18 protein-coding genes are annotated in these 15,693 nt (G+C 61.3%); 11 read left to right on the top strand and 7 right to left on the bottom strand.

Annotation, left to right across the window (positions count from 1 at the left end; all coding sequences use genetic code 11):
• On the bottom strand, positions 1–303 hold the full coding sequence (locus tag CXY75_RS02765) for a hypothetical protein (RefSeq protein WP_104081335.1): 303 nt from the start codon (positions 301–303) through the stop codon (positions 1–3).
• A gap of 9 nt (positions 304–312) precedes the next feature.
• Positions 313–933: a DUF6668 family protein gene (locus CXY75_RS02760; protein ID WP_104081334.1), complete on the bottom strand. Its 621-nt coding sequence runs from the start codon at positions 931–933 to the stop codon at positions 313–315.
• Between the two features lie 165 nt (positions 934–1,098).
• Between CXY75_RS02760 and CXY75_RS02755 the strand changes: the two genes are divergently transcribed.
• The 10 genes from CXY75_RS02755 (at position 1,099) to CXY75_RS02715 (ending at position 9,429) form a co-directional block, all read left to right on the top strand.
• On the top strand, positions 1,099–1,377 hold the full coding sequence (locus CXY75_RS02755) for a helix-turn-helix domain-containing protein (protein ID WP_146069341.1): 279 nt from the start codon (positions 1,099–1,101) through the stop codon (positions 1,375–1,377).
• Positions 1,374–2,726 carry a cobalamin biosynthesis protein CobQ gene (locus CXY75_RS02750; protein ID WP_104081332.1) on the top strand — a complete coding sequence of 451 codons (1,353 nt, stop codon included), beginning with the start codon at positions 1,374–1,376 and terminating at the stop codon, positions 2,724–2,726. Before CXY75_RS02755 ends, CXY75_RS02750 begins: the two co-directional genes overlap by 4 nt.
• Positions 2,723–3,235 (top strand): hypothetical protein, encoded by a 513-nt coding sequence (locus CXY75_RS02745; RefSeq protein WP_104081331.1) that lies wholly within the window; start codon positions 2,723–2,725, stop codon positions 3,233–3,235. The genes CXY75_RS02750 and CXY75_RS02745 overlap by 4 nt, the downstream gene beginning before the upstream one ends.
• Before the next feature lie 2 nt (positions 3,236–3,237).
• The gene (locus CXY75_RS02740) at positions 3,238–4,362 is read left to right on the top strand and encodes a M23 family metallopeptidase (RefSeq protein WP_104081330.1); all 1,125 of its coding nucleotides are present in this window, start codon (positions 3,238–3,240) and stop codon (positions 4,360–4,362) included.
• A 172-nt stretch (positions 4,363–4,534) separates the two neighbouring features.
• Positions 4,535–4,954 (top strand): helix-turn-helix domain-containing protein, encoded by a 420-nt coding sequence (locus tag CXY75_RS02735; RefSeq protein ID WP_104081329.1) that lies wholly within the window; start codon positions 4,535–4,537, stop codon positions 4,952–4,954.
• Positions 4,955–5,014: 60 nt separating this feature from the next.
• On the top strand, positions 5,015–5,251 hold the full coding sequence (locus CXY75_RS20320) for a hypothetical protein (protein ID WP_146069340.1): 237 nt from the start codon (positions 5,015–5,017) through the stop codon (positions 5,249–5,251).
• A gap of 211 nt (positions 5,252–5,462) precedes the next feature.
• A complete protein-coding gene (locus CXY75_RS02730) occupies positions 5,463–7,391 on the top strand; it encodes a hypothetical protein (RefSeq protein ID WP_233201688.1) in 1,929 nt (642 codons plus the stop codon).
• Positions 7,392–7,666: 275 nt separating this feature from the next.
• Positions 7,667–8,104, top strand: coding sequence for a hypothetical protein (locus tag CXY75_RS02725; protein WP_146069339.1), 438 nt, complete (start codon positions 7,667–7,669; stop codon positions 8,102–8,104).
• Positions 8,101–8,382, top strand: coding sequence for a transcriptional regulator (locus CXY75_RS02720; protein WP_233201687.1), 282 nt, complete (start codon positions 8,101–8,103; stop codon positions 8,380–8,382). Before CXY75_RS02725 ends, CXY75_RS02720 begins: the two co-directional genes overlap by 4 nt.
• 288 nt (positions 8,383–8,670) lie before the next feature.
• Positions 8,671–9,429: an SDR family oxidoreductase gene (locus CXY75_RS02715; protein WP_104081326.1), complete on the top strand. Its 759-nt coding sequence runs from the start codon at positions 8,671–8,673 to the stop codon at positions 9,427–9,429.
• Between the two features lie 257 nt (positions 9,430–9,686).
• Here the strand turns inward: CXY75_RS02715 and CXY75_RS19660 are convergent, their stop codons facing one another.
• From CXY75_RS19660 to CXY75_RS20935, 3 genes are all read right to left on the bottom strand, one after another.
• A complete protein-coding gene (locus tag CXY75_RS19660) occupies positions 9,687–9,848 on the bottom strand; it encodes a hypothetical protein (RefSeq protein WP_158251093.1) in 162 nt (53 codons plus the stop codon).
• A 547-nt stretch (positions 9,849–10,395) separates the two neighbouring features.
• Positions 10,396–11,763 (bottom strand): NAD-dependent succinate-semialdehyde dehydrogenase, encoded by a 1,368-nt coding sequence (locus CXY75_RS02710; protein ID WP_104081325.1) that lies wholly within the window; start codon positions 11,761–11,763, stop codon positions 10,396–10,398.
• A 144-nt stretch (positions 11,764–11,907) separates the two neighbouring features.
• Positions 11,908–12,291: a dienelactone hydrolase family protein gene (locus CXY75_RS20935; RefSeq protein WP_369826646.1), complete on the bottom strand. Its 384-nt coding sequence runs from the start codon at positions 12,289–12,291 to the stop codon at positions 11,908–11,910.
• Between the two features lie 429 nt (positions 12,292–12,720).
• Between CXY75_RS20935 and CXY75_RS02700 the strand changes: the two genes are divergently transcribed.
• Positions 12,721–13,902: an aminotransferase class V-fold PLP-dependent enzyme gene (locus CXY75_RS02700; protein ID WP_104081357.1), complete on the top strand. Its 1,182-nt coding sequence runs from the start codon at positions 12,721–12,723 to the stop codon at positions 13,900–13,902.
• Between the two features lie 40 nt (positions 13,903–13,942).
• Here CXY75_RS02700 and egtD read toward each other — a convergent pair whose 3' ends face one another.
• Together egtD and egtC are read right to left on the bottom strand one after the other, a co-directional pair.
• Positions 13,943–14,929, bottom strand: coding sequence for an L-histidine N(alpha)-methyltransferase (egtD, locus tag CXY75_RS02695; RefSeq protein ID WP_104081323.1), 987 nt, complete (start codon positions 14,927–14,929; stop codon positions 13,943–13,945).
• The gene (egtC, locus tag CXY75_RS02690; RefSeq protein ID WP_104081322.1) at positions 14,926–15,690 is read right to left on the bottom strand and encodes an ergothioneine biosynthesis protein EgtC; all 765 of its coding nucleotides are present in this window, start codon (positions 15,688–15,690) and stop codon (positions 14,926–14,928) included. The genes egtD and egtC overlap by 4 nt, the downstream gene beginning before the upstream one ends.
• Positions 15,691–15,693: the final 3 nt, after the last annotated feature.

The raw sequence follows: 15,693 nt of genomic DNA, 5'->3' as shown, positions 1-15,693 counted from the left end.
TTAGGAGCCGGAGATGAATCCGACGAGTGCGGTTGCTGCGCCGATGATCATGACGCCGACGAGGATGCTGACGAATGTTTTGACGTGTTCGCCGCCTTCGCCGCGGCGGGAGTTGAACATGAACGTCACGGCGACGGCGATCAGTGCCAGGATCGCGGCGATCAAGCCCACCCATTTGGCCCAGGCAAGGATGGTGCCGACGGCTTCAAATCCGGGTGGGGCCAGCGGCTCCGGGTCAGGAAGCGCGGTGAGGAGCTGACCGATTGTGGTGAGGGCATGGGCGGCTGTGAGGGAGAGGGACATTGAAATCTTTCAGTTGCGGGTGGGGGCGCGTGTTGGTGTGAGGGAGAGGTCGGTGAAGAGTTCGAGGAATTCTTTGGGCAGCGAAGCGGTCGTGCCTGGGGGTCCGAGGCGCCAGGCGTTGACCCAGGGCAGGTTCCACACGCGGGGGACGCCACCGGCGATGAGGTGCTCGAGATGGCGCAACTCCTTGGGTCGACGCCCGGGGGCGTCAGCGACAAGGACCAGGCCGGCGAGGTGTATTCCGTCGCCTAACGTGTTCGCTGCCCACTCTGTGGCAGCGTGTTGCGCGGTGAGGAGGCCGGCGTAGTTTGTCCTGGCCACCAGGACGACGCGATGCGTTGTGCCGGTGGTGGTGGGAATGGGCCAGGCGTGTTCGCAGGGCCGCGTGCCGGCTGTGAGGTCGGCGAGGGTGGATTCCCCGGCGCCGCCGTGGACGCCGAGCCACCAGATCGTTGCCGGCCAGGCGGCGTCGCGGCGGGGCAGCCGGTTGATTGTGTCGGGGATGGGGATGCCAGTTTGCGGCGCGGTCGCGCCGTGACGCTCGTCCCGTCGTGTGGGAACGGGCGCCGCGGTGTCGGGTTTGTTGGATGAGTTAGGGCTAATGAGCCACCGATTTGCGCTCGTACTCATGCCGCTGCCTGTCTGTTCTGATTCATGCTCATTCGTGTCATTCACATAGACTTGTGTTCTACCCCGCGTTGGGGGTTCTCAGCGTCCTGTATTCATATTACCTATGTGATGCGTACTTATACGTTTATGCACTCATATGCCTTATGTGTCGGTTACGCTCGGAGGGTGGACGAGACAACAGCGCTGATGATGTGGCCTGACTCGATGTTGCGCCGCTACGGCGATATGTTGAGCGTGGCTGACGTCTCGTGTGTGCTGAGGTTGGAGCCGCGTAACGTTCGTTGTTTGCTCACCAGTCGTGATGCGGCCATCCGGTTGCCCGGGGTGAAGATCGGCAAGAGCTGGCGGATTGCCCGCGATCAGTTGCGCGCGTACCTGATCGGTCATCACAACGACGACTCCGCCCACGGTTCAGAGGACGACGAGAAAGGCCCCACGTCATGATCGAGACCGTTCCTATATTCCCCAGGATTGAGGCCACCGTTGCAGCCGATGCAACGGGAACCGTCGCGATCAACGGAGTGATGCAGTCGGTGGTCGGCGCTGATGAACAGGCGGTGCGGGCAGAAATTCTCACCCTCGTCACGGTGACGGCCACCGACATGGGTCGCCCCGTTCGGTTGAATACCCGGGACCGGCTGGGGGAACAACTGCTCGCGGTCTACCCCGACGGCCACGTGGAAGCGCTCTCCGACCGTGCTACTGCAGCAACGGTAAGCGCGCCCACTCCCGTTCCCGTGGACCCCGCCAGCCTGGTCGTGGATCCGAACATCCACAGCGCTCAGAGCCCAGACCATCCTGAACAGCGTGAGCGCTCTGAGCGCTCTGAGCATCTTGAGGGACTAGGGGATTCAGTTGCCCGTTTGACGCTCAAGGACTTTCTGCAATCTCAGCCAGCTGCCCAGGTTGGGCCGGCCGTGATGGGGTGGCAGGGCACTGTGCGCCGGCTGACGGGCGGCCTTGTCTCGGTGGGTCCGGGCGCAGCGGAGCTCACGCACCGGGGCGCGATTGATCGGGTCCAGCAAAGCCTGCGCGGGCCCCGAACGGTCGTCGTCATCAACCCGAAGGGTGGCGCTCATAAGACCACCGCGACGTTGCTCCTGGCGGCGACGTTTGGCACCTACCGTGGCGGTTACACGCTGGCGTGGGACAACAACGAAACCCGGGGGACGCTCGGATGGCGGGCGCAGCCCGCCCGCCACAGCAACACAGCCGTCGATCTACTCCGCGACCTTGAACGCTTCAACGACCTCCGCAGTGCCCGGGTCGGAGACCTCGACAACTATGTTCGTTCACAGGGCTCCACCCAGTTCGACGTGCTCGCCTCCGACGAAGACGCGGCGGCATCATCGACGATCAATGGTCAGGCGTTCAACGAGTTGCACACCACCCTGAGCCGGTTCTACCGGGTCATCGTCGTTGACACGGGCAACAACATGCGCGCCTCCAACTGGGAAGCAGCCCTCGACGCTGCCGACCAACTCGTCATCGTCTCGACAATCCGTGAGGACACCGCCGCCAGCGCCGCGTGGCTTGTGGACGGACTGTATGAAAAAGGCCACGAAGAGAAGGTGCGCAACGCCGTCACCGTTCTCGCCTCCCCCTCGAAGGTCGCCGATGCGCAGCTGAACCGCCGGTTGCATGACCACTTTGCGTCCCTGACTCGCACCGTGCTCGACGTTCCCCACGACCCCGCGTTGGTCGATGGAGGAACGCTGAACTACGACGCTCTGGCCCCGGCGACGCGTGAAGCGTGGCTGCAAGTCACCGCAGCAGTCGCGGACGGGCTGTGACACGCGCACTGGTCGCCTGGGTGTACCTCACTGCTGCCCTCATTCTGACAGGATGTGCCGGGGCCACGGCGTCGCCGACCGTGGCTCCGCCGACGAGTTCCACCAGTACACCGTCGACGCCGTCCGAAACCGCGGTGCTGGGCGCGCCCGCCGATGACGCGAGCGTGCTGCCCGTGCCAGAAGCGGGAACGGACAGCCGGGCCGACGCGATCACCACAGCAGAGAAGGTCGTGACGACGTTTGGGCAGCCGACACTCGATGCCACGACGTGGATGAACAACATGTACCCGCTACTGACCCAGACAGGCGCGGCAGCCTACGAAGGAACGGATCCGGCGCAGGTCCCCGTGCACCAGGTCACCGGTGCGGGCACCATTCTGGACGGCTCCACCGAGGTTGCACTGATCGTTCAGGTTCCCACCGACGCGGGCCTGTACACCGTCAGCTTGAGCCGCCTCGGCGCGTCCGCGCCCTGGCTCGCTGACCGAATCCGACCTGCACAGGGATAACGGTGGCTGACACAAAAGGGACAGGCGCTCTGATCCTCATTGGGGTGCCCGTCGCGCTGGTCGCGACGGTGTTCCTGTTGATCGTTGTCGTGTTCTCGGGCCCGGCAGCGACCGCCGCGTGCACTGGGCTGTCCGGGACAGTCGACCCCGAGACGGTGCCGACCGATCCCGTCGCCGGGTACTCCGGCGAGCAGCTGACCAACGCCGCGCACATCATGAACGCAGCGAGTGCTCTCACACTGGACCGCACCGCCCAAGTCCTCGGGGTAATGACGGCCATGGGGGAAAGCTCTCTCGTGAACGTCGGTTTCGGCGACGATCTTTACGGCGTCACCAACCCGGACGGCACCCCCACCAGCTCACTGGGCTTATTCCAGCAGCAATGGCGCCTGGGAACGTGGGGAACCCGCGACGAGGTGATGGACCCCACCCATGCCGCGACCGCGTTCTTCGAGCGCCTGGTCGGCGTGGCCGACTGGCAGAGCCTTGCGCCCACCCTCGCCATTCACAAAGTGCAGGGCAACGCCGACCCATTCCACTACGAAAGCTTCTTCGGCGCAGCCGACCAGATCGTGACCGCTCTCGCCGGAGACGGTGCCGCCGGTGGTGGCTGCGCCAGTGGCGCCGTTGCTCTGCCGCTGAGCGCCGGTTTCAATATGACCGGCGACTACGGGCCGAGGGAGAGTCCTGTCGCGGGGGCGAGCAGCTGGCACCCCGCCGCTGATCTGCAGCATTACCCAAACCCCTGCGGTGACCAGATCTACGCAATCACCGGCGGAACCGTCACTCTCATTGCGGGATACCAGGTCTCGATCAAATCAGCGGACGGCTACACCGTCTCCTACCTGCACATGAAACTGTCCGACGTGTCCGTACAAGTCGGAGACACTGTCACGACCAGTCAGCCGATCGCGCTCGTCGGCAACGAGGGACCCTCCACCGGATGCCACCTCGACCTTCGCATCAACACAGCAGGCAGCACGAACGACGCCGTGAACACCCTCACAGCAGGTGAGGACCTAGGCGGTCCGTCGGCATCGGCGGGGTTTGTGAATCCAGAGGAATACTTCACCCTGTTCGGCATGGAATTGTGCCCGGCAGAGTCGTGCCAGAGGCAATATTCATGACCCCGAATCAGGCATGCAGGCTCCCGGGCATAAAAGCGGGGGTGACCTGCTGGAATAATGCCATAAGTGGTGTGGATAACAATGCTGATATTCACCCCACCAGCACGGACCGACCCGGTGACCGTTTGCCGCATATCCGAATCGGATTTTCACATGAAAGACACCGCCCCTGATGGACGATGAATACTGGGACACCTACCCAGAGACACTGACCACCACCGACGTGGCCAAAATTCTCCACGTCGGAAAACCCGCCGTGTTCGCCCGACTCCACAGCGGCATCATCCCCGCGCACCAAGTCGTCGGCTCCTGGATCATCTTCAAAGCTGAAATTCGTGCGTGGCTCGACTCCACCAGCAATCAGGCGCCTGCCGGCCCCACGGCCATCGTCGACGTGCTCGCCGCCTACGGTGACGAACTGAGCTACCGCGACCTCATAGACCTCTTCGACAAGACCAAGCCCACCATCTACCGATGGCTACAAACAGGCGAGATACCCGCCTACCACGTCGGAAATCGCTGGATCGTTCATAAGGTCCAGCTCCGCCAACGTCTCCAGGAGACCAGCAACCAGCGAGGATCCGATGAGTAAAATCCGACACGCCGGGCCTGCCAACAAGTTTCTGTTTCTCGGGACCGATAGATTCATCGTATGACTACACAGCGATACCGCGGTGGCCGCTACAGCAAAGGTGAGCGGCTCCCGCTTCTAACACGCGTCGCGCCACCCGTGAGCGAGGCAGTGCGCCAACGTGCTGAATCGCGCGGCATGAGCGTCAACGATTTCATTGCCTCGATTCTGGCCCGCGAGGTCGGCTTGTCCGAGTTCGCGCCAGAATCGCCCGTCCAGCAGAAGCACGAGGAGCTGCCCATCCTAGACGTGGCTTAAACGAAAAAGCCCGTCGCTTTCGCAACGGGCTTATCCAAGTTTCGTAGCTCAAACCCTCATGCTGCCAGGCCCGAGGTTCGAGCTAATCAAAATCACCAGCCCTCACGGGAGGTTCTTTTGCGCCCCCAAGAGTTGAAGCGAAGGAGATGTCCCCATAGTAACCGATGTATACCGTTTTGACGGTGTTTCCGTAGATGAAACTTCGTTGGGCGTGTCTTCCGACTTGTTGACGGCGTGGGATGTGACGCGTCGGTTGAGCCCGCGCGGCCAGGTGCGCGTGATGAAGCGTGATGTTTATGGGCGTCTAGATGAGAACAGCTACCCCCTCATCTTCCGCGTCGGGCCGACGCAACCCACGACACCGTGGCTGGTTCGTCTGGCCGATGAGGCGGGCATTTTCCGTCTGTTGTGTTTTGACTTCGACGGCAAAGAAGCTGGCGTGGTCTCCCCCGACTTGATGGAGCGCGCTGTCGATGACTGTGATGCCCTCTCGGGGATCCTCGACCGCCTCGGGATCGCACACGTCGTCTGTCAATCCTCCGGTACTGGTGGCCGCCACATCTGGGTTGCTGTGCAGGGGGGTGCGCCGGCTACTGCGGTGGCCGCCCTTGCAGCCGCAGCGCACGCCAATTATGTGACGTTGGACCATGGGATGCTCTGTAACCCGCGGGAGGGTGGTGCGCGACCGCCGCTGGCTCCGCACCGCGACGGTAGCCGCTCGATTGTTCTCCGTGGCGCTCTGGCAGGATTGTTGTCGCCGACAGTAACCAGCAGTGATCTTGATGCCTTGACGGGGGTTCTTGATCGGGCGAGGCCGGCGCCGAGGCCGGCGGATACGACGCCGTCTGGCCCGATTGATACTCGCTACAGTGCGCACCGCCCGCTCAGCGCGTGGGGCCAAGGCCACATGGCCACCGTCAACGGCGGCAGCAACCCGAGTTGGACGGGGTTTATGTGCTTGCTCGCGGCCGCGTCGGCCGGGTGGACCCTGGCGGACGTTTCGCGGGAGGCACCGTCGGCGCCGGGGATGGAGCACTACCGGACCAAGAACACCAGCCGGGGCACGCGCAAGCCGCGCGCCCCGGCGGAGGCGACGGCGCGGCTGGAACGGCAGTGGGCGAAGGCCCAGCAGTATTCGGCCGTGCAGGCGCCGCTTCGGGCCTCGCATGTCCCGGCCGATCTGACGGAGCTGGGCGTCATCGTCGACGGTGTCGAGGACCTCCTGACTCGATTCCGGGTCTCCCCTGGACGTTGGGGCCAGTCCGAAGCGGCGGTGTCGCGCCGCACGATCCTGTCCGCCGTGGCGTACCTGACGGTGCAGACGGGTAAGCGTACTGTCGCGGCGTCGATCCGGGATCTGGCTCTGATGGTGGGCCTGAGCCGCGACACCGCCAGACGGGCCCTTACTGCCCTTGCCCAGGACGGTTTCCTCGTTCGGGTCTCGCCCAGTGACAGCGGCAACGCCGCTGAATGGCGCTTATCGGGGGACTTTTCCACAGCTTCTCGTACGGTTGCGTCACAACCATTTAATAACCCCCGCCCCCCCTCTGAACTTTTCAGTCGGCGTAGCTCCTTGGTGGCTGTGTTGGAACGGCAGTTGACCGATGGTCGTCATGATCTCTTTACCCGTTCGGGGTTGGGACATCTCGCTGGCAAGGTGTACGCGCTCCTTGCCCAGCACCCTGCCTTGACCCTTGATAGGGCTGCTCGCTTACTTGGGGTTAGTACTCGCCATACGGCGACGATTTTCAGCCGCCTCCGCCGTCACCGACTGATTGTGAAGCGTGCGGAGGGGTGGTCACGGGCGAAACGGGACCTACGTGACCTGGCCGCTCGCGTTATCGGTGTCGCCGGGTTGTTGTTGGATCGAGCGAATCGGTATCGAGTCGAGCGGGAGGTGTGGGAGTGGTGGCAAGCCGAAGTTGCCACGATGAATGCTGCTCCTCGGCGTCGCTCGAAGCGAGTGGACGTGTCGAGCCGGCCCCTCTTTCGTGACGCAAATGCGCCGGGTGAGCGGGTGTGGCCGCGGTATCCGCGTTCTGGTGATCAGCGTGGTGATCATCGTTCGGCGCGAGAGTTGGTGGATTTGGGAATGTTGAACCCGGAGAATCGGTGGCAGTACCTCGGCGACGCCGCCTAACTGGCAGTTACACCTCTGGGGTCGGGCGGTGTCTCCGAGGTGCTTGTGCCAGTGGTGTGCATGTGGCCACATGATGGCAGGAGCCGTGCAGGTAGGCGTCACCCGCATCAGCCCTAGCGCTCTCCTGCGCCTACCTCGATTCCAACCTTGGCGTTGACTCTCATCACCCAGGGACTTTATAAAGACGAGTATTCACTCGGTGAATCCGATCTGCATGTTGCTGTTTGAAGACTCCACGATTGCAGTTTGGGAGACACTTGCATAGGCTGCAAGTAGTGGAAGAATTGATAGGAAAGCTTGGATCAATGGAATCTGGTGAAGTTCAGTCTCGTCTGTCCGCGCTGTCCGCTGGGCCGTCTCGAGTGTTTACGGGGCGAGACATTATTTTTATCGCTGTTACGCCTGTTCTTGCGTACGGTAGTGGAGTCGTGGGGGGGCTGGGCAGTATTTTTGGTCCGATCCTGGCGGTGATTGCCGGGTTTATGGCTGTCACGATTTACGCCACGCGCTCGGGCCGGACGAACGAGCCGGTAATTCCCGGATATATGTTTTCGGTATCGGTGGGTGCTGGCGTTTTTGTGATCGTGAGCTCTTTCGGACAGTGGCGATATGCGCCCGTCGAGAGCGTTTGGGTGCTTGTTGGTGTGCCCCTGTTGAATGTGTTGGTAGTGGGGATGTTTATGGCGCTGTTGTTTCGGCGACGCCGCGCGTGAGTGACGAGTCGATCAACAAAGTGCTTTATCCTCTTCAGCGGTTCAAGGTGATGGGGTTCCTGTGTCAGGTTGAGAAATCGAACTATGCATCGATTGGTGAGTTCACTAGTTTGAGCATCACTGATATTTCCAAGACGATTCGAGTGCTCAGAGAGAACGACTACGTCATGGTTGGCAAGGAACGCCGAGAGCGATACTCCGAAACGATTGTCCGAAGTACTGATCTTGGGCGCCGCGAAATGGCACAACTCATTCGCGCCCTCAAAAAGTACTTATAAGGGTGGTTTGTGAAGAGTGAAATATCCGGCGAGTGCATTCATTTCACTGGATGTAGGCGGGTCGGAATCCACTGTGACCCGGTTGAGGTCTCTGCCTCGTCTGTCGAGAGGGTGTCAGGTCTGGGGTCCTACTTGTCCCACACATCATCAGGGTCGCAATGCTTTTGGGTTTCGCAACCTGTCTACTAACGTCGGTGGGTACGCTGGGTGTGTACTCGCTGATACGCGGGCTGCAGTCGCGAGGCGTACGTTACCCGCTTAAATCTGAAGAGCCTCGAAAGGAAGCACATGAAGATCGTCGTCGTCGGAGGAACTGGACTTATCGGTAAGCCTGTGGTCGAGTTGCTGCGCAATGCGGGCCACGACGTTGTCCCCGCTTCACCTTCCACGGGCGTCAACACGCTGACCGGGGACGGAGTTGCGGACGCGTTTGCTGGCGCGGACGTTGTCGTTGATATTCCGAATTCGCCGTCGTTGGAGGACGAGGCTGTGCTGGAGTTCTTTCAGACATCGACTCGCACCATCGTTGATGCAGCCAAGTTCGCGGGCGTTGGGCACCACGTGGTGTTATCCATTGTCGGCGCGGATCGGATGCCCGACATTGGCTATATGCGCGCCAAAGTGGCCCAGGAGAACATCGTCAAGAACAGCGGTTCCCCGTACACGATCGTCCGTGCTACGCAGTTCTTCGAATTTCTCGCCGGTATCGCTGAAGGAACCGCTGACGAGACGACGGTACGACTTTCCCCAGTGCTCATGCAACCCATCGCTGCAGCTGACATCTCCGAAGTCCTCGCCGAAGTTGCGACAACACCACCGACCAACAACACCTGGGAACTCGCCGGCCCTGAAGCCCTCCCCATCGTTGAGCTCGGACGGCGCGTGTTGACCAAGGCCGGAGACATCCGCAAAATCGTCACAGACCCGGCCATCGGATACTTCGGCGGCAACGTCAACGACACGTCCCTCACCCCCGGACATGACCCGGCCTTATCGCACCGACTGGCAACAACGAGTCTTGACGAATGGCTTAGCCGGGCCCAGTAGCACTCAACCTAAACGGTCCGGATGTTCCTGCGCGGATCCTCGGATCATCCTGCATCCTCGAGCCTTTTTGCCACCGTTGCGGATTTATCGCAGCGCCGAGGCCCGGGATGCTCGAGTTTTCGGTCCCTGGTTTTGCCAGCGATGTTCTGGGCCGCCGCACCACTGCAAAGCTCTAATCGTTTGTTGTTCTGGTAATGGCGGGCGGCCCAATACTTTTCGGACTATCAGCTGCTTGGGTGGACCTTGGCCTGATCGGTCTACGTGTGCTGCTCGCGTGCATTCTGTCTGGTTTCGGCTAGCTCAGAACGTGGCCGGGTGAGGTGTTGTTGCTCGGTCAGGCGCAGGTCGGCGACGCGCTGATCACTGCGCGCACTCTCCGGCCCGGCGTCGGTCCGGGCCGCATCGCGCTCGACGGTCACGGTTGCGACACTACTTCGTCGGGTGATGGCCTCAACCCTGGTGTATCCACCGCCGGTGAAGACGAAGGTTAGTGTCTTCGTTCGTTCGACCGGGTCATCGGCCGAGGCGGCACGGGCAATGCTGTCCAGTATCCGGTTACGAAGGTACAGTGTCTCCTCTTGACCCTGCGTGTGCGTGTTCGATGGCGAGAACGTCGAGGACGTCTCAAAGTGTCTTGCGAACGATCGTTACCGAACGCCACACGCCAAAAACCTTAGCGTCGGATATTCGACTAATTCACAAGCCGCCCCCAGTAGGTCGTCGCGAGGGAGGAGCGGTACGAAAAGTCACGCTAAGACCGTGGCGTGACTTTTCGTACCGCTCCTCCTCAGACCCCGGGTCTAACTTGTTCAACTCGCGGTTGCTAAGGAACAGCGCGAGTACGACCTGCGCGAGGCGCTGCGAGAGCGTTAGAGCATCCGTGAGGCTACGCGCGCGATGTTCACACGCCGCAGCACCGGTGACTGAACGGCAATCTCCGCGTCGGCCGCGGAGATTTGCGGTGGGTTAGCCGATGCGGATGAGTTTCTTGTTCACGAACTCGCTGGCACCGAAGCGTCCGAGTTCGCGCCCGAAGCCGCTTCTTTTCACCCCGCCGAATGGCAGCTCTGCACTGTCTGCGCCGACGAGGTTGACGTAGACCATACCGGCTTCGATGCGGTCGGCGACCCGCAGTGCCTGCTCAGGATCGGTCGTAAACAGGTAGGAGCCGAGTCCGAACGGAGTGGCGTTGGCAAGGGTGACGGCGTCATCTTCTGAGGCTGCCCGGTAGACGGATGCTACGGGGCCGAAGAGCTCTTCGTGGTATGCATCGTTGTCTGGCGTGATATCGGTGAGCACGGCAGACGGGTAGAAGGCGCCAGAGCGTTTGTCCGTGGCTGCCAGGGTCGCTCCCTGTGCGACGGCGCGCTCGACCTGATCCTGAAGATGCTCGGCCGCGCCGAGGGACGAAAGCGGACCGTAGTCTGCACCCTCGACGGTCGGGTCGCTGGGAGAGCTCGCCAGGATGGCGGCGGTGAACTTCTCCGTGAACGCATCGTAAAGCTCATCGATCACGATGAATCGCTTAGCCGCGTCGCAAGCCTGCCCGCTATTGCCGCGGAGGCGACCGGCGACGGCGGCAGCCACTGTGGCATCCATGTTGTCGGTGCTCAGCAAAATGAAGGGGTCTGACCCACCCAGTTCCAGGACGACTTTCTTCAGGTGGCGACCGGCCACTTCGGCGACGGCTGCGCCGGCGCCCTCCGAACCGGTGAGGGAGACGCCCTGTACGCGCGGGTCGGCGATGATCGTGGCGACCTGCTCGCTGTCTGCATACACATTGGTATAGGTGCCAGTCGGGAAGCCCGCGTCGTGAAAGATTTGCTCAATCGCCGCGGCCGACTCCGGGCACTGCGACGCATGCTTGAGAATGATCGTGTTGCCGTTCATGAGATTCGGTGCAGCGAAGCGCGCAACTTGGTAATACGGGAAGTTCCACGGCATGACCCCAATCAGCACACCGAAAGAGCTGGAGCGCACGAAAGCGGAACCCTCACCGCTGAGAAGGGTGATTGGTTCGTCCTTCAGAAACTTCTGCGCGTTGTCGGCGTAGTAACGGTAAATGTCGGCGGAGTAGTCGATCTCGCCGAGCGCTTGGTCGACGGGCTTTCCCATCTCGCGCACGATGATGGCCGCCAGCGCCTCGCGGCGCTCCTCATGCAAATCACCAACCCTGCGCAGAAGCGCGGCCCTGTCGGTTGAAGAGTTGCGTGACCAGCCTCGGTGTGCCTGATCAGCCGATGCGATGACCTGCTCGAGTTCATCATCCGAAATCTGCGGGTACGTCTTGATGGTCTCGCCTGTGGCGGGGTTGATAACGGCGTAGTGGCTCACGAGCCACCTCCTTCTTTCACGGTAAAACTACTGTTCCGGAAATTGTCACGTAATACGAGCCAATCATCTTCGCCAGAATTGTCAAGACAAATGAAGCCAGCGAGAGTTTCGTCGCGGAGCAGCCCACTTACTCCGCTGGAGTGATCAGCGGGCTGGTTTGTGAATTCGTCGAGTATCTGGCGCGAGGTCGTGTGGCGTTCGGTAACAATTTTTTTGCACTGCTCTAACGCTGCACCTGAGGACGCCCGACCAGCGTGGCGAAGCTACGCTAGCGCCGTAGAAGATGACTGCGGCATCGATGCGCGGTGTTGCTGCCGCCCACACGGCGATGGTACCTCCCAGAGAGAAACCCATTAGCGCTACTTTCTGTGCTCCCTCGGCGCGAATCCAGGCCTGAGCGCTCTCGATGTCACAGGTGAGCCCTACCTTCGTGAGGGTGTCGTGACACTGGCGGGCTTGTTTAAACTTCCTATCGGTAACGACGGGTCGTCGATGCGGTGGTAGAGGTGCGGCACGGCAGTAATGCAACCGCAATCGGCCAGGTGGACGAAGAGATCGGCAACTGGTGCAGAGAGTCCCAGAGGTACCTCATGGAGCACGATGACTCCAGCCCGTGCTATGCCGGCCGGCACTGACACTGTCAGTGGAACACCACCAGCTCCTGCAGTTTTAATCGCGCGCGAATTGCTGGAAGGATGCGGGACTGGTTACATGCTTTCTCTATCCGTTCAAGGACTCCCTCGGGCAGTGGTGTTCTCGGGGCAAAGCCAGACGTCGGATTCATAGCGCTTGTACCCCGCGTTGGTGTAAAGGGAAAGCATCGCTCACAATCCCTACGTCCGAGCCCAGACAATATGAGAGAAGCCACACTCAGTGTCATCGGGACTGCTCTACAGATGGGTTTGGATGGAGTGGGTGGGGGGTCGCTTCCTGATGTAGGTGCAGGAGGATGGGGTTATGTCAATTGATGTCGAAGCGGTGCGCGGGCAGACTCGTGGTGTTTCGAGCGTGACCCATCTGAATAATGCAGGAAGTTCGCTAGTGCCCTGCCCTGTGTTCGACACGGTGATGGGTTATTTGCGCCGAGAAGAGGAGATCGGAGGTTATGAGGCAGCAGAGGAGGCCTCTGATCGGCTGGAGGGCGTGTACTCCTCCGTGGCGCGGCTGATCGGGGCGGCGCCGAACGAGATCGCCCTAGCTGAGAGTGGCAGTCGCGCTTGGGCAATGGCGGTGTACAGCTTCCCTTTTGTTCCCCGGACGCGGCTGTTGATCGGTCGCAGCGAGTACGCCGGCAATGTGATTGCGTTGCGGCAGATTGCGTGCCGCCACAACCTGGAGATTGTGGTGCTCGATGACGATGCTGACGGGCAGGTTGACGTGGAGCATCTACAAAGAGAACTCGAACGTGGAAATGTTGCCATGGTCGCGCTAACACATGTGCCAATGGCCAACGGCTTGGTAAATCCGGCGGCGGAGGTAGGCAAGCGTTGCCGTGCTGCCGGGGTAATGTTCGTGCTCGATGCATGCCAGTCGGTGGGCCAGATACCGTTGGATGTGCAGTCATTGGGCTGCGACGTGTTGGTGGGAACGGGGCGAAAGTTTTTGCGCGGACCGCGCGGTACGGCGTTTGTTTATGTGCGCGCCGCGGTCTTAGGGCGGCTGGAGCCCGTCATGCTAGACGGGTATTCCGCAGTTCCCACGGGCGTCAGAGGGTTTGAAGTCCGTGGTGATGCCCGGCGGTTTGAGAGTTGGGAAGCCAGTATTGCTGGAAGGCTGGGCCTCGGACGGGCCGCCGATTACGCCTTGTCCTTGGGTCTGGAGGCTGTACAAGAGCGTGTCGTCGGACTCGCGGATCAGCTGCGATTTGAACTGGCGGCGGTGCCCTCGGTCACTGTCCACGACCGCGGGATCACCAGGTGCGGCATCGTGACCTTTTCGGTGAAAGGAAACGGCGCCAGGAATATCAAGGCCAACTTGGCAGATCACTGGATCAATGTCTCGGTGGCACCCTTGTTCTCCGCTCAGGTCGACTACGCCCCCACAGGGGACACGATAAAGGGGGATATGGTGGTGCGGGCCTCGGTGCACTATTACAACATGGAGGCCGAGATCCAGCGACTTGTTGGTTTCCTTCGGTGAACGTTCTGAAGTGTTGGGCGGGGTTAGTTGCCCGGCCGGCCTAGATGGCTGCGGCCAGGGTTATGGCGAAACGATTTTGCGGATCCGTCCACTGCCCGGCTACGGAGAACCCCGCCGCTTCCATCTCGTCGACCACGCCGTCAGGGCGGAATTTGGCCGAAATCTCCGTTCGAAGTTCTTCCCCCTTGTGGAACTGGATGTTCATATCCATCTCTGGCAGGTGCACCAGCATTGGTTTGCTGGCGCGCAGCCGCATCTCGATCCACTCCTCTCGGGGCATCCACACTGCCACATGTTCAAAGGCCATCACGTCGAAATCGGCACCGAGCTCTGTGTTGAGAACGCGGAGCACATTCCGGTTAAAGTCAGCGGTGATCCCTTCCGTGTCGGCATAAGCAGAAACGAGGACGCGTGGCGATTTCACCAAATCCGTACCAAGAAGCAGCGAACCACCGTCTTTGCCGAGCAGGTCGCGGACGTTAGAGAGAAAACTTGCTCGGGTCGATGGCTCAAAATTACCGATGGTGCTGCCCAGCAACGCGACCATGCGACGTCCGATCCGAGGTAGGAGGTGCAGCTGAGTCTCGAAGTCGGCTGTCACGGCTTGCAGTTCAAGATCGGGAAAGCTAGGAGCCAATTCGTTTTGGGCCTCCAGCAGTGCGCTATCGCTAATATCTACGCCAACGTAACGGCGAAGGGAGCCTTCGTCTCTCAGGGCGTTGAGCAGCAGGGGGGTTTTTCGGGAAGACCCAGACCCGAGTTCGATCAGCGTCTCCGCAGGACATGCGGTCGCCATCTCTGCCGCGTGGAGTTCTAGCACTTCACGTTCGGCTCGTGTGGGATAGTACTCCGGCAGGCCTGTGATGCGTTCAAACAGTTCGCTGCCGAGTTTGTCGTAGAACCACTTCGGCGGCAGCGTTTTCGGCGACGCGCTAAGTCCTGCGCGCACGTCTGCGCGCAGGCTTCGCCCTAGATAGTCCGGAGATAGGTGATGGATGATGTCGGGGCGGGCGGCAAAGAGGCTCATGGGGCTACCTGTTCCTTCGTGAGGTTGGGAATTGGGCGGACGTCGACGTAGCCGGCGGTGGCGGTCAGAAGAGAATTGTCCGCCACCTCATGCCAGTCGGGACTGTCATCGAAAGGTTCACTGGCCACTACGACGCTCCCGGGACCGGTTCGCCAAAAAAGAGTATCTCCGGCGGCCGTGGCCGCTATGACTGTGCCGTCCGTGAGTAGAAAATTTAGTCGGGCGTCGGTGATGGCAGAGACGCTGTTGACCACGTGCGCCAACGCATCCCCGGCGCAGTCCCCCGCGGCGAGCCGTTCCAGGACAAGTGCCCAGAGCAGGGCGGAGTCGACCCGAGCTTCAAGGGCCAGCAGACGGGCGGGTGGAAGCGATGCGGCCAGAGCTTCCACTGCCTGCGGCCAACCCTTTACCCGGCCGTTGTGGCTGAAAAGCCAGGGCCCGTGCGCGTAGGGGGCAGCAGCTGACGCCTCCTGCGTCATCCCTGGTGTTGCGGACCGGACGGCCGCGAGCACCGCCTGGCTGGAGGTAACCCGAGCGACATCAGCGAAGGACCCGTCTGCCCAGATGGGGATTGCGCGGCGGTAACGGGCCGGTAGAGGATCCCCCGAGGCATACCATCCGACGCCGAAACCATCAGCGTTTACGGTCCCGTACCGCTGATGTCTGGGCGCCCAGGATTGCGTCAACAACCCGTGCGCGGGGGTGAGTAGCAGCTCCGCGAGCGGCATCGGGGACCCGATATAAGCTAAATGACGACACACAGA

This window comes from Cryobacterium sp. Y11, from assembly GCF_002929535.1.
Lineage (GTDB): Bacteria > Actinomycetota > Actinomycetes > Actinomycetales > Microbacteriaceae > Cryobacterium.
This window is presented reverse-complemented; position numbering and strand designations above follow the sequence as displayed.